Origin of the sequence: Shewanella sp. 10N.286.51.B8, assembly GCF_041469325.1 — a bacterium.
GTDB lineage: Bacteria > Pseudomonadota > Gammaproteobacteria > Enterobacterales > Shewanellaceae > Shewanella.
Genome location: NZ_JBFRKG010000062.1, coordinates 43028 through 58218, shown reverse-complemented (window position 1 = coordinate 58218; position 15191 = coordinate 43028). Strand labels below are relative to the sequence as shown.

Sequence of the window (15191 nt, the reverse complement as noted above, 5' to 3'; positions counted from 1 at the left end):
TGGGTTGACCAGTACAGCTTTTGGCATACTCTCTTTTTCTACAGAATAACAATGCTTGTTTTGACGCTTGCAAGACTTGACCTGCTGCGACAGGAGCGCCCTTTCGTTCATTAGAAATACCTTTTTTTATTTGTATTAGTTTCGACTTGATCTGACATTCAACTTGAAAAAGTGAGAGTTACCCGTTTTGATAAAGGTGTCGAATCTTTTAATCAAAACCAAAGGTAACTCTCATGTTGCATACTAACAATCCAATCATTAAACACAAAGCAGGTTTACTCAATTTAGCTGAAGAGCTGGGTAACGTATCTCGAGCATGTAAAGTAATGGGTGTCTCTAGAGATACATTTTATCGCTATCAAGAACTTGTTGAAGATGGTGGTATTGAAGCCTTAATTGAAAAGACACGCAGAACACCTAATCTGAAGAATCGAGTTGACGAAGCGATTGAACAGTCAGTAATTAAATATGCTATCGACTTTCCGGCTCATGGCCAACATAGAACCAGTAATGAACTGCGTAAGCTGGGGATATTTGTGTCAGGTAGTGGTGTTCGCTCTATTTGGCTTCGCCATAACCTAGAAAACTTTAAGAAACGGCTTAAAGCATTAGAGGACAAGGTCGCCAATGACGGAATTATACTAACCGATGCCCAAGTTGCTGCTCTTGAAAAGAAAAAACATGATGATGAAGCATGTGGCGAGATAGAAACTCATCATCCAGGCTACCTCGGCTCACAAGATACGTTCTATGTCGGTAACCTAAAAGGTGTGGGTAGGATCTACCAACAGACTTTCGTCGATACTTATAGCAAGGTAGCGTTTGCCAAGCTCTATACGACAAAAACACCAATCACCGCAGCAGATATGCTCAACGATAAAGTTCTGCCTTATTTCGAACAACACGAGCTTCCTATGCTACGAATATTGACTGATAGGGGAACAGAATACTGCGGGCGAGTTGAGCAGCATGACTACCAGTTATACCTAGCAATAAATGATATCGATCATACAAAAACTAAGGCAATGTCACCGCAAACGAATGGTATTTGTGAACGGTTCCATAAGACAATTTTGAATGAATTTTATCAGGTTACTTTCCGAAAAAAGCTATACGATAATTTAGAAATGTTGCAAAAAGATCTAGACGCATGGATAAATTACTACAACAATGATCGAACTCATCAAGGCAAAATGTGCTGTGGTCGAACGCCACTTGAAACATTATTGGATGGGAAACAGATTTGGACAGATAAAAATCTAGCTCAAATCTAAGCTGACAGACACCATAAAAAATGGGTAACTGTCAGATCAAGTCTGAGCTACTACATTTTATTCGATCAAAACATTCCAACCATTGTGGTTTGGTTGTTTTCTCTAATGGATACTTGCCTAAATAAGGATATAAGTGGCGGGAGAATTGTGCTCTATGTTTATCTACATTTTTACGGTTTTCAGTGGCATATTCCACCAACCAATATTCCAGCGCATCTTTAACTGTGACAGCCTCTTTACGTTTAACTTTAACCAATGATAATTCGACAGTGGGATCTTCACCATTGTCCAACCATTTACGACACTGATCTCTTTTAACTCTAGCTTGCTTTATCGACGTTTCAGGATATTTCCCTAAACTGACCCACTTAGGATTCGTTTCACGACCACCAAGCCTATAACGAAAAACCCAACCAATAAAACCTTTCTTTGAAATACGAACTGATAAGCTCCCACCATCAGCAATGACAGATTTACCTATATAGGGTTTCCCCAATATTTTTCGTAAAACGTGTCAGATAATTTATTAACCGCAACCATACAACCTCTATTAACCTACAAATGTGTCTCTTGATGAAGTAACAAATTCACAAACTCTTTAGAATAATGTTCTTCTATAATTATCTGACAACGATCTTTTTAAAAACAAATATCCAGACTACTTAAAACTAAAACTTAAACTTAAACTAAAACATACATAATTTAAAAGCATATAAAATTATTTAATAATCATTTAACGAACTGAAAAGTTATATTTTTAACGATAAATGTAGGCGAAAAGATAACTTAATTCTGAATTGAACAAACAAGTAATAGGTGTTTACTTTATTTGTACATCCATTAAGTATTGAATTTAGCTGACGTTTTATACAAAAATGTTACATTACCGGAAAATACATGTATTTTTATCTTACGTAAAATATCCTTGAATTCACTTATCATGACGTTAAGCAGCCCCGAGTAAACTGGGCTCTACATAATGCTTATCGAGCATATTAACGTTCCCAATTTAGTCAGTTATGCTTAATCTTTGTAATTATAAGGCATTGATACTAATCATCTTTCATCCAATCCAAATTGGGTAATGCGTTCAAATGCTGGATATAACGTGATTCATTGAATGAAACATCATTTTCCATGATATCGGATACTTCAATAGCCAGGGCACAGGCCATCCATTGAACCGCTTCTTCACGTGGCGTGCCCGTCATAACTAAGCGCATTAAGGTTTCTTTTACCTTTTTTGGCTCACCATCTGCGATTTGATTTTCGATTGTTTCAATTAGAGTTTCTTCAGTCATGTAACTGTCTTGCTGGTTGTCCATTATACATTCTCTGTTAAGTATTTAACGCTATTATCTCGTAATCACACTGAAAACAATAGAACTAATATCAATAAATTTATGGGCGTGCTTAATAAAGTGAAATTGGGCAACAATAGTAATGAAACGAATAAAGGCCCGAGTACAGTAGTTTTTAAATCACTTAGGGATATGGAATGTTATGCGTTGTTAATTTGAACAACGTCGATATTTATCAAGTTTATGGTGGTATTAACAATCAACCTAATGATGCTAGTTTAAATAAAAAGGAATGTTGATAATAAATTCTCAACATTCCTTATAGATAGTTTTTAAATAAACGTAAATCGATATTGTGGATTAAATATTATAATTTAATTAATCTACAAACAATGCCAGAGGTTATAACTTGATGTAACGCCCTCTGCCCGATATAAATCTTTGCTTATTTTGGTACTATTTATTAAACGAGCTTACTTATTGAGTAAATAAACACAGTCTATTTTATTCTACCGAGGCCAACTTAACTACCGCGTCGTCTAAATAGATATCAACGCCTACAGCGGCATTTGAAAAATACACCGAGAGCTCAGTTAATTCACAATCAGGGGGGGTAAATGTGCCACTCACTAAGGTCCATTCACTGTCTGACACAGTAACGGCTGGGCCTGCCTCGGTGTAAACCGCCTCTGAACCTTCACAGGTTTGCTTGATGTTAATGCTAACGTTTTCACTGTCAGAACCTGCAACTCTTATCCAACCGCTGATATCATAAGCGGTATTTGCAACTCCTCGCCCCAAAAAGTCGTAGACAGGCCCTTGCCAATCATTGGTACGTGAATTAACTAACGCTGACTTTTCACCTGTGTGAGCAAAATCAGTACTTTCTTCAATGTTTGCCCCCCAAGTTGCCCAGCCATTTATACCCGATTCAAAGGTTGAATTGGTCAATAAGTTATCAGCGTCCACAGTAATGTCACTGGTAATAGACACGCTATCGATATAAATATCGACACCAATTGCGGGGCCATCAAAATATACAACGGCACTAGTTAGCGCACAATTTGGTAACACTAAACTACCGGTTAACTTTGTCCACTCGCCATTGGTAACCGTTATAGCACCATGTTGAGTGTAAGATGCATCAGCTTCTTCATCACCTTCACATAAGGTTTTTAAGGTAATGTTAAGTAGATCTTCACTAGTATTTTCAATGCGGGCATATGTGGTAATTTCATAGGTCTTACCGGTTTCAGCAAAAGGTTGTAAATTAAATATCGGGCCTTGCCAAGTCCCTGTCCTATCACTATGTAAAGCACTGCTATTACCTGTGTTGGCATAGTTTGTTGAGCTGGCTAATGTGCCGCCCCAAACTGACCAACCATCAGTGTTTATTTCAAAGTCGCTGTTTGTTACTAAGTTAGGGCCTAGATCTTTCTTTTCTTGATGAAAAGTGACGTCATCGACATAGATATCAATACCCACTGCTGGGCCTTCAAAATAAAGTATGACATCGCTCATCGCACAGGTAGGTAACGTTACCTGCCCCGCAATTAGAGACCAATCAGTTGAGTTAGCCTCCGTAGCGCCAGTGCCTAAGTACTTAACACCATCTGAACAGGTTGCACTAATTGTTGCTTTAACTTGAGCTAAACCTTCACTAATTGCCGTTCGAGCAAACAATTGGTAAGTTTGGCCTGACTCAACAAGACTCAAAATATTCGTTGATGGCCCTTGATATTCTTGGGTACGTGCAGTACCGACTAGACTTTGGGTTCCGGCAAATACTTTGCTTGTGGTGATTGCAACTGCTGATGTGTCGTAACCTTCCCAACCTGAAGCATCAATTTCAAAATCACTGTTAGCTAAAAGGTTATCGCCAAAACCATCAGTGTTAGGCATTAAAGCTTGTGGTCGAAGGCTTACTGCATCTAAGTAAAAGTCTTCACTTACATCAGCGCCTTCAACTGATAAAGTGGCGTTGACAAGCTCACAATTAGGTACGGAAAATGAACCTGATAATTGGGTAAACTCAGTGTTGCTGGCAACGGCTGAATTAACAACGATAGTGTTCGCTTCTTCAGCGACACATTCGAGTATTACATTGACAGAGCTTGCTAATGTTGTTTCGTTAGCTGACATCACCCAAGCTTTAAGGTCATAGACGCTGTTTGCCTTAAGTAAGCTGGTGATATCAATGCTAGCTGTCGCTTTAGCATCTTCACTTGCTGAAGATAACAGCGATGTTATTCCATTCTGTTGATATTCAGTGGTTCTCATGGCTGTTTCGTCTAAGGTTGTCCACCCGTCTGTGCCTATTTCAAAGTTACCATTGGCAATTAAGTTTGGCATCACACCTGATGCATCAGCTTCAATACCCATAAAGGCATCAGCTATCGCAAAATAAGCCGGTTTTCTTTGGTAATCAGCAGTGTATAAAAGTGGATCATCGGGCCCAAACTCGCTATCAATCCAACTGTATTTGTCTGTGAACCCCCAAACCGTGACAGCGTCACAACGGTCAACATTCATACATGCATTGACTGCACGATGGTATACCTGTTGTTGAATAGCCAGTTTAGTCACTTGGTCCCAAGGTAAAGAGGATAAACGCACATCAATTTCACTGATGTTAACGTCTAAGTCCAAATCTGCAAAACGTTGCAGATTATCGGTCATTTGCTGGGTTGATGGTGCATTTGATGCGTCTAAATGCATTTGAAAACCCACCCCGTGAATCGGGACTTCAGCATTGATTAATTCAGTTACCATGGTAAATACAGCATCAGACTTAGCATTGATGTTGTCGATACTGTAATCGTTATAAAACAACTTCGCTTCAGGAGCAGCATCATGTGCTCTAGTAAACGCATCTGCAATGTAGTTTTTATCTAGCTTTTCAAAGAATACAGAGTCACGATAATTAGCATCATCACCCATCACTTCGTTTGCCACATCCCACGCATATATTTGTCCGCTATAACGCGCTGCCGTAGCATCGATATGCGCATTAATTAATATGGTTAAATCTTCAGCTGTTACATCACCATTAACAAAAGATGGTGCTTGGCGATGCCATACTAAGGCGTGGCCTTTAAACGCTATGTCATTTTCTTCGACAAAATCGATCATGCTATCTAAAGCGTCATAATCCCAAACGTCAGAGCTAGTATTTTGAATAGATCCCCATTTACCGATATTTTCAGGTGTCACATAGTTAAATTCTTTCTTTACTATGTCGATATAGTCAGTCTCGTTATTGCTTAAAACACCATGACTTAACGCGGTACCAATGCGTTTATTTGCTTTGTTTGCTGCTTCGACTAAATTAGTCACTAACGGCTCTGGATCTGGATCGACTTCTACGGCTGGCGGAACTTCGGGTATTGGAGGCACTACGGGTGTTTTTTTGTCATCATCTGAACATGCCGACAATAATAGTAGTAGTAAAGGGGAAACCAGTAAGCTTGTCCTGGATAATTTAAATCTATCGTTTTGTATATTCATTTATATTTCCTGAAGAGTATTGTATTTTTAATTTGTCATTTTATAAAATCACTTTTTTTATTGTGTTTACTACGAGCTAGCTATAAGTCTTATTGACTATAAGCTTATAGTAAAGTAGACCACTTGAATGTTATTAACAATTAAAATAATCTCAAGTTAAGTTGGTTAATGGTGTTTTTTTGTTTGCTATTTTGATTGTATGTAAAGATTTTTGAATCTATTTGATTGTTTTTTAGACGCTTATTGATGTTTGATGAGATCTAAACACTTAGAAGGTTTTATTTTAAATAATGTTATTTGAGCTGCTAACTTATTACTTTGACTAGAGCAGTCTGCTTTGTTGTTCGCTATGACATTGTGAATTTATATTGAAATTTTTTAAGTTTTACTTGGCTATTTCACCAAAGTTACCGTGTGCAAGTTCGTCAATTTAACGAGATGATAAAGCTGATTTTTATAGATTGAGCAAGATGTAATTTCCCTTTACTCGTTTTAATCACCCTAACCTATTTAGAATAAAACAACTTAAATATTACGGCCTTCCAGTCTTACTATTGTCTTTTAAGCAATAGTGTTCCACATATCTCCTTATATATAACCCCATTAAAACCAGTAATAATGGCTTTATCTTAAACATTGCAAGCATCTCTGTTGCAACGAGTTAAATACAAGAGCTTGAATTGTACTTATTCGCTAGTAACAACAATCCTGACATTAAAGATGGAAAACTGATTTATGATTATTTTGCACGGTTTTGCTGCTAGTAACTATTACAACCTAGTAAAACATGTACTCTTATACAAAGAACTGCCATTTCAAGAAAACCTTATTTACGGTGGTAGTGATGAGTTACTGGCAATCAGTCCTGCAGGGAAAGTACCTGTTATAACAACTGAAGGCTTACATCTTTCAGAGTCGAGTGTCATTTGTGATTTTATAGAAGAGACTTACCCTACAACGGCCTTATATCCACAAAGTTCAAGTGAACGTGCTGTAGTGCGACAAATAATGAAAATAGCTGAACTATATTTCGAACTACCCAGTAGACGGCTAATTCCTTATGCGTTTTCTGGTACTGAAGTACCAGAATCAGTTGCCAATGAAGTGCGCCAAGTATTAACCCGTGGCATTACAGCTTTAAGCCGTTTATGTCAGTTTTCACCATGGATTGCCGGCGAGCAATTTACCATGGCTGACATCTACGTTTATTACGTAAATACCATAGTAAGCACTTTTGGCGCCAGCCAACTTCATTGGGATGTACTCGCTGAGGTGCCGGGAATGAAACAGTGGCATGACGCCATGAGCCAGTCTGCTATTGCCCAAAACGTTGAGGCAGACCGATTAGCGAATATGCCTGAGTTTATGCAAAAACTGAAAACTCAGTTACAAGCACCGGCTGCAACTAACGATTAAAACAACTAAAGCTAATTATTAATAAAACTATTTCCCAATCAATAACAGTATTGATTCAAAAATTATCACGACTTTCAGGAGTAACACCACATGACAGAGTCAAATATCCAACTCACTTCAACAATCAGTGAAGACAATAAATTAACCTTGGCATTACGAAACATAGATATGCCACAACCGGGTGTTGATGAGGTGGTCATTCGAGTTGAAGCCGCGCCATTAAATCCGTCTGACTTAGCTGTACTTTTCAGTGCTGCTGATATGACAACAGCGGCTCAATCAGGTAGCGAACTAAACTCTATCATTACTGCTGATGTTCCACCTCAGTTCATGCCAGCGGTAAAAGCCCGTGTCGGTAAAGCAACGCCAGTTGGTAATGAAGGTGCCGGAACCGTCATTGCAGCAGGTTCTTCGGCTGCAGCGCAGGCATTGATGGGTAAAACCGTTGCTGTGATTGGTGGCGGGACTTATCGTCAATATATATGCGCTAATGTGCGAAGCTGTTTAGAATTAAAACCAGGCACCACGGCTAAAGAAGGCGCATCTTCTTTTGTAAACCCGCTAACCGCTTTAGCAATGGTTGCAACCATGCGCGCAGAAGGACATAAAGCGATTATTCATGCCGCAGCAGCATCTAACCTCGGTCAAATGTTAAACCGTATTTGTATTGCTGATGGTATCGATTTAATCAATATTGTTCGTAAAACTGAACAAGAAACGCTATTACGTGACATGGGCGCAAAATATGTTGTTAACTCTAGTAGTGACACTTTCCTAGCTGATTTAACCGCCGCGATTATTGAAACCGGTGCAACAATTGCCTTTGACCCGATCGGTGGCGGAAAATTAACAAGTGACATTCTTAACTGTATGGAAGTCGCAGCGGCTCGTGATATGGAAGAACACAGCGTATATGGCTCAGACACTTTCAAACAAGTCTACATTTACGGCGCATTAAACCGTGGACCTATTACGCTTAACCGTAACTTCGGTTTTGCTTGGGGTGTTAATGGATTTTTATTATTTAATGCACTGGGCAAACTCGGCACTGAAACGGTCGTCGCTATGCGTAAACGTGTCGCAGATGAAATTACTACAACATTTGCAAGTCACTACACACATGAAGTGACATTAGCTGAGGTTTTGAATTTAAAATCGATAGCTGGTTATGCTAAGCAAGCGACTGGTGAAAAGTACTTAATTACACCTCAAAGACAGTAATATTTAAGTAGATTATTTTGTAGATAAGTAAAAGCAGATACTGATTAGGGTATCTGCTTTTTTACCGTCTTATGGCAGTTAAACAGTAACTTAAGCTAATTATTTAACTAAATTTCATACTTTATGAAGATATAGAATGAGCTAACGATGCCTTTTTAGCTGCTTTATTTTTTAAGTAAAATGCTCTCAAATGATCGTAACTTAAGTTGAAAACAAATGCATAAATGGTAATAAAAATGGTAACCCCTAAATCAAGAATAAAAGCATCCCATAAGCTGATCTTGAGGATATAAGCCATCACTGGAATCGTGAAGAATAATAACCCAGCTTCAAACAAACCAACATGAATAATACGTGTTGAAAAGGTTCTTTTTTCTTTTTCACCCTTAACTATTCGGTCAAATGCCATATTAAAAATATAGTTCCAAACCATGGCAATTGAAGCGATTGTTATCATAGTTCCTGATAATGAACTAACCTCATGATCTGTAAATAAAGCCAATCCTGCAATTGACATTGATACTGCTAAAACTTCAAACAAAACCGAGTGAAAAACCCTTTCTAATGTCCCCATAACTATCGCTCCAACAAGCATTACTGAATAAAACAAGTAGCTATTATGACTTTTAAAACCGCTAAACAAAGTTAACAGCCATCAGCTTTCGTGATACCTTGTGGTAATTAATTTATTCGTGGTCAGATTATGTATAGTTTTGAGCAATTAAAAGTCTTTGTAACTGTGTGTGAAACGGGTTCCTTTTCCGCGGCCGCGCGAAAATTAAAAAGAGCACAATCTGGCGTAAGTCAGGCTATTGCTAACCTGGAAATATCGGTTAACCAAGAGTTGTTTAACCGTGAAAAAAACATCCCTGTATTAACGGCAAACGGTGCAGCTTTACTACCTGTAGCCCAATCAATATTGCATCAACAGCAGTATTTTGATCAAAAAGTGGAGTCCTTGACGAACAAGGATGAACACGAGTTAGTGATAGCGATAGATGAAAGTCTAGTTGACCGTAAACTGTTATCCGTTTTAGCCTCATTGGCCGACAAATTCCCTATTACAAATGTCGAAATTATCACTGCCTCTTCATTTGATATAGAAGAATGGATTCGAATAGGGAAAGTGCAAGTAGGTATCATATATGCTGATGGTGAACTAAAAGTTGATATGGATTTTTTCCTGTTGGGTCAAGCGAGGTTTTTTACCATTTCATCAAAAGATCACCACTTGGCTAATCTTGATATAGTTCAAGGAGCCGATTTAAAGCGCTATCGTCAATGTGTGCATCGTAGTTTTAAACAAAATGAACTGTGGTTTAGTTATGGTATTAGCTCAATGCTTTGGTATGCCAATACACACCAAACATTAATTGAACTAGTGCAGCAAGGCGTTGGTTGGGCAAATGTGCCAGCATTATTAGTTAAACAAATTCAATCAGATGATATTGTTTGTTTACCAGTAGCACATGAATACAAAGGCTGGATAACGCCTGTTGGTTGCTTAGTTTCTCGGCAACATCAATCAGGGCCAGTACTAAGCAGTTTAATTGCTTTATTGCAGCAACTTAGTTTTGAGGATGCTCATTGGGAAATGGCTGATTAGCCTTGTAAAACACATAACCCGCAAAACCTACTTTGCGGGTTATATGAATAAGGTCTCAAAGTTTAGAAAACAAAATCTTTGCTATCTAATGCCATCATCGAATCTACACCGTTCTGAATACAGGCGGCATGACCTTTAGCTCTTGGCAACATACGTTGGATAAAGAACTGTGCGGTTTTTATTTTCGCTTGGTAAAATGCTTTTTCAGATGTATCAGTCTTTAACTTTTCTTGAGCCACTTTTGCCATTCTTGCCCAGAAAAAGGCTAATGTAACGTAGCCAGCAAACATCAAGTAATCTACTGAAGCCCCGCCTATTTCATCAGGGTTCTTTGTTGCTTTAGTACCAATAGTAACAGTAAGTTCATGCCACTCTTTAGCGTATGCCATGATGGGTTGGATAAACTCAGCCATAGCTTGATCGTCCATATTTTGTTGGCAAAATAGCGTCACATCTTTTGAAAATGGTTTTAATATTTCACCTTGGGTACCTATTATTTTTCGCGCTAATAAATCCAGTGCTTGAATACCGGTTGTACCTTCATATAAACAGCTAATTTTAGTGTCTCGCATGAGTTGCTCCATGCCCCACTCTTTTATAAATCCATGACCACCAAATATTTGTACTCCATGACTGGTCGCTTCAAAACCAAGTTCAGACAAAAATGCTTTTGCAATTGGGGTTAATAAAGCCAATTTAGTTTCAGTTTCAGCTTTTACTGCTTCATTTTTTTCTGCATGGACAATATCAACTAGTTGGGCTAAATAAGATAATAAAGCGCGACCACCTTCAGCAATTGATTTTTGAGTTAATAGCATTCTTCGTACATCTGGATGCACAATAATAGGATCAGCTGGTCCTTGTGGATTTTTCACTCCGCTAATTGATCGCATTTGTAGACGGTCTTTGGCATAGGCTAAAGCACCTTGAAATGAAGCTTCTGCAGCAGCAACCCCTTCGCTTGCAACACCTATTCTGGCTGCATTCATAAAGGTAAACATGCACTTAAGGCCACGGTTTGGTTCGCCAATTAAGTGGCCAGTAGCAGCATCGAAATTAATCACGCAGGTGGCATTACCATTGATACCCATTTTATGTTCGATAGAACCGCAGCTCACGCCATTACGATCTGAAATACTGCCATCTTCGTTTACATTAAACTTAGGCACGATAAATAACGAAATGCCCTTATTACCTTCTGGTGCGCCAGGTATACGCGCAATAACAATATGAACAATATTATCTGATAAATCATGTTCACCTGCAGAGATAAAGATTTTTGTCCCTGACAACGAATAGGTGCCATCTTCGTTAAGCTCAGCTTTGGTGCGCAACATGCCTAAATCAGTGCCACAATGTGGTTCAGTTAAGCACATGGTGCCAGTCCATGTTCCTTCAACAAGTTTTGGCATAAACTGCTGCTTTTGGGTTTCACTGCCGTGGGCTTCAATCGTTGCCAAAGCGCCATGACTTAAGCCTGGATACATGGCAAAACTATGATTCGCACTAGAAAACATCTCGGCAATGTTCATATTTAATGAGTGCGGTAAGCCTTGCCCACCAAATTCAGGTGATTGCGATAACGTTGGCCATCCACCTTCTACATACTGTTTATAGGCATCTTTAAAGCCATCAGGAGTTGTGACGTTTCCGTCAGTCCAAGTACAACCTTGTTGGTCGCCAATTTGGTTTAATGGTGCCACGACTTGTTCAGTTAATTTAGCCGCCTCAGCAATGATGGCATCAATCATATCTATACTTGCATCTTCATAACCAAGACCTTGGTAATGGCTTTCACAGCCAAGTAACTCTTGCATCACAAATTTAAAATCGCGTATGGGCGCTTTGTAGTCAGGCATTGTCATTCTCCAAATAATTATTTTATTTAAGGTGGTAACTGACTATTTGGATGATAATTCACACAAATAACATTTCCGAATATTCGATGCTAAGTTAACTAAAGCTATTATCCAAATGCATAATACTTATGACGATCTATTAGTAAAAATAATATGGTATTGATTTATGCTATTTAGTTAATCGGGACAGTGGGTATTTGTTCCTCAATGTAATTCCCATACCTTATACATAGACTGAGCCCTGCCTGTATTCCTTACATGAATAGTAATCTATTAAAACAATTGATTGGTTAAATACAGAAACTCCACATAGCATGATTTAGCGTTTAAACGTTCATAAAAGTGGTAGTTAGTTATATTCAGAAGCTTAGGTTAGCTTCTAATTTATTCCCTTGCAGTTATTGAATAACGCAAATAAAAACTAGATGTTTACAGGTTATTAATAGAGCACTTAAGTGCCACAAATAACTTAAGTAAATCAGTTTGTTGACAAGGTTACTTAATAACTATTAGTCATTATTGGGGATAAATATGAATGTAAAAAAATTACAAATCTTTAAGCACTCTTTAACCGCGTTAGCAGTTTGTGGGGTACTTAATTCATCGGCTATTGCTGAAGAAGTAAACACCAACTCAGAAGAAAAAGATGATATCGAAGTCATCTATGTCACAGCCTCCAAACGTGTTAAAAGCCTGCAAGAGTCACCAGTGGCGGTAACCGTAGTGGACGGCGCTGCAATTAAACAGTCAAATACGCTTGATATGAACGATCTACAAACATTGGTGCCCACTTTACGGGTTACGCCATTACAGCGCTCTACCAATACTAACTTCTCAATTCGTGGATTTGGTAATGGCACCAATAATACCGGGATTGAGCCATCGGTTGGTGTGTTCATTGATGGTGTCTACCGCTCCCGCGCAGCGGCGCAAATAGGTGACTTACCGCGAGTTCAACAAATAGAAGTGCTCAGTGGCCCCCAAAGTACCTTATTTGGTAAAAATGCATCTGCTGGTGTGATCAGCGTAACTACCATGGAACCTTCATATGATTTAGAAGGCATGGTTGAATTAGGCTATGGCAATTACAATCAGCAAATAGTTAAAGGCTATATAACTAATGGGCTCTCTGATACGTTTGCCGTGAGTTTATCGGGCGGTTATAACGCTCGCGATGGTTATGCTGAAAGTATTGTTGGTCTGTCAGATGTTAATGACCGCGACCGTTGGAACATTCGAGGGCAAGCTTTATATGAACCCACTGAAGATGTTAAATTTCGCTTAATAGCCGACTATAGCGAAATTCAAGAGGCCTGCTGCGCTGTTGAAAATTCAATTAATGGTCCTACTACTGCTGCCGTTCGCGCATTAGGTGGCATTGTTATCGACGAAAATGATTCATTTTCTTATCAATCTGCACTTAATTCAAATCCTGACAATAATGTCGAAGATGGCGGTGCCTCACTACAAATTGACGTTGATTTTGATGGTTTTGCATTAACGTCAATCAGTGCTTATCGCAGTAATGATTCAGGATTTAAGAATGATGTTGATTACACGTCTTTAGATATTCTCACTGAAGGTGGTCACACTGAAATAGAAACCGTCACTCAAGAGTTGCGCTTAACTTCAACAGGCGAGCGAGACTTTGAATGGATGGTCGGTGCCTATCTGTTCCATGAAGAAGTGATTTCTGGCGATACTTTATATTACGGTAATGATATCCGAAACTACTTTGATGTATTAACCGCTGCAGGCGGTGCCCCAGGGTTATTAGCAGGTGTTGAAGGAGTATATGGTCTTGAACCAGGAACATTTTTTTCAAACACCTCAGCCGTTAACTCAGAGTTTGAACAAAAAAATGATGCCTATTCTCTGTTCGCAAGCTTTGATTACCATATCACTGAACAGCTAACGGCTATTTTTGGTGTCAGTTATATTAATGACCAAAAAGACATCACCATAGAACAAACTAATACTGATGTATTTTCTGCAATTGATTTAGATAATGATCTTACCTTGTTTGGTGTGCCCATTGGTTCGATCCCCCAACTAGCTCCTGCAGTTCCAGTATTGAAAGGCTTACAATTTTTACCGCCAATGATGGAATTACCTAACGTGGTAGAAAACCATAAAACAGATGACAGCAAAACCACCTGGTCATTTCGCCTAGCCTACGAAATCAACAATAACGTCAATATATTTGCCACAGCTGCAACAGGCTTTAAAGCGACGTCATGGAATTTGTCCCGTTATAGTAGCCCTTTTGCATCAGATCAAGAGGCATTAGAAACTGCCGGTATTTCACAACCTAACCAAGCTTATGGCGGACGTTATGCCTCTCCTGAAGAAGCTACCGTTTACGAGCTTGGTATTAAAACACGTTTTGAAAATGGCGCTTTTAATGCCACATTTTTTGATCAAACTATTGAAGGATTTCAATCATCTATCTTTATCGGTACTGGATTTGTGCTAGCTAATGCAGGTAAGCAAAGTACTCAAGGGATTGAATTTGACTCCAAATATAATTTAAACAGTGATTGGTCAATCACCTTTGCTGGGACTTACCTTGACCCTGTTTATGATTCCTTTGTTGGCGCATCAGGTCTAGACGGGCCTGTGGATTTATCCGGTGAAAAACCAGCTGGTATCTCTGATTTAAGCCTGACAGCAGGACTTGCTTATAATTATGAAATCGGTGAGGACATATATGGCTACGCTAGAGTTGATTACTTATATGAAAGTGACACTAAATTAGCTGAAAACGTGCCTGATTCATTAACTCGCGAAGTTAATACCGTTAATGCCAGCACCGGATTAGCCTTTGGCAATGGTATCAATCTACAGCTTTGGGTACGTAATTTAACCAACGACGAATACTTATTGTCAGCATTCCCGCCTCCGATTCAAGCAGGTAGTTTTAATGGCTACCCAAATCAACCTCGTACTTTCGGTGCTAACATTTCCTATGAGTTTTAGTTAAGAAAAAGCCAATAGTGACAATGAC

At 38.8% G+C, this 15191-nt stretch carries 10 protein-coding genes; 5 read left to right on the top strand and 5 right to left on the bottom strand.

What is annotated here, in order from left to right; all coding sequences use genetic code 11:
- Positions 1-233: 233 nt before the first annotated feature.
- Positions 234-1274 carry an IS481 family transposase gene (locus AB4160_RS18960; RefSeq protein WP_372006015.1) on the top strand — a complete coding sequence of 347 codons (1041 nt, stop codon included), beginning with the start codon at positions 234-236 and terminating at the stop codon, positions 1272-1274.
- A 31-nt stretch (positions 1275-1305) separates the two neighbouring features.
- Here the strand turns inward: AB4160_RS18960 and AB4160_RS18955 are convergent, their stop codons facing one another.
- The 3 genes from AB4160_RS18955 to AB4160_RS18945 form a co-directional block, all read right to left on the bottom strand.
- Positions 1306-1770, bottom strand: coding sequence for an Arm DNA-binding domain-containing protein (locus tag AB4160_RS18955; RefSeq protein WP_372006013.1), 465 nt, complete (start codon positions 1768-1770; stop codon positions 1306-1308).
- 556 nt (positions 1771-2326) lie between these two features.
- A complete protein-coding gene (locus AB4160_RS18950) occupies positions 2327-2599 on the bottom strand; it encodes a hypothetical protein (RefSeq protein ID WP_303446172.1) in 273 nt (90 codons plus the stop codon).
- Positions 2600-3079: 480 nt separating this feature from the next.
- Positions 3080-6082 carry an endo-1,4-beta-xylanase gene (locus AB4160_RS18945; RefSeq protein WP_372006011.1) on the bottom strand — a complete coding sequence of 1001 codons (3003 nt, stop codon included), beginning with the start codon at positions 6080-6082 and terminating at the stop codon, positions 3080-3082.
- A 735-nt stretch (positions 6083-6817) separates the two neighbouring features.
- On the opposite strand from AB4160_RS18945, the gene AB4160_RS18940 reads away from it, so the two are divergent.
- Positions 6818-7498 (top strand): glutathione S-transferase family protein, encoded by a 681-nt coding sequence (locus AB4160_RS18940; RefSeq protein ID WP_372006009.1) that lies wholly within the window; start codon positions 6818-6820, stop codon positions 7496-7498.
- Between the two features lie 90 nt (positions 7499-7588).
- Positions 7589-8719: a zinc-binding dehydrogenase gene (locus AB4160_RS18935; protein WP_372006008.1), complete on the top strand. Its 1131-nt coding sequence runs from the start codon at positions 7589-7591 to the stop codon at positions 8717-8719.
- Positions 8720-8840: 121 nt separating this feature from the next.
- Here the strand turns inward: AB4160_RS18935 and AB4160_RS18930 are convergent, their stop codons facing one another.
- Positions 8841-9293: a PACE efflux transporter gene (locus tag AB4160_RS18930; protein WP_102439293.1), complete on the bottom strand. Its 453-nt coding sequence runs from the start codon at positions 9291-9293 to the stop codon at positions 8841-8843.
- A 129-nt stretch (positions 9294-9422) separates the two neighbouring features.
- On the opposite strand from AB4160_RS18930, the gene AB4160_RS18925 reads away from it, so the two are divergent.
- Positions 9423-10325: a LysR family transcriptional regulator gene (locus tag AB4160_RS18925; RefSeq protein WP_102532147.1), complete on the top strand. Its 903-nt coding sequence runs from the start codon at positions 9423-9425 to the stop codon at positions 10323-10325.
- Positions 10326-10387: 62 nt separating this feature from the next.
- Here the strand turns inward: AB4160_RS18925 and AB4160_RS18920 are convergent, their stop codons facing one another.
- Positions 10388-12184 (bottom strand): acyl-CoA dehydrogenase C-terminal domain-containing protein, encoded by a 1797-nt coding sequence (locus AB4160_RS18920; protein ID WP_372006006.1) that lies wholly within the window; start codon positions 12182-12184, stop codon positions 10388-10390.
- A gap of 531 nt (positions 12185-12715) precedes the next feature.
- On the opposite strand from AB4160_RS18920, the gene AB4160_RS18915 reads away from it, so the two are divergent.
- Positions 12716-15163 (top strand): TonB-dependent receptor, encoded by a 2448-nt coding sequence (locus tag AB4160_RS18915; RefSeq protein WP_372006003.1) that lies wholly within the window; start codon positions 12716-12718, stop codon positions 15161-15163.
- The last annotated feature ends 28 nt before the right edge of the window (positions 15164-15191 follow it).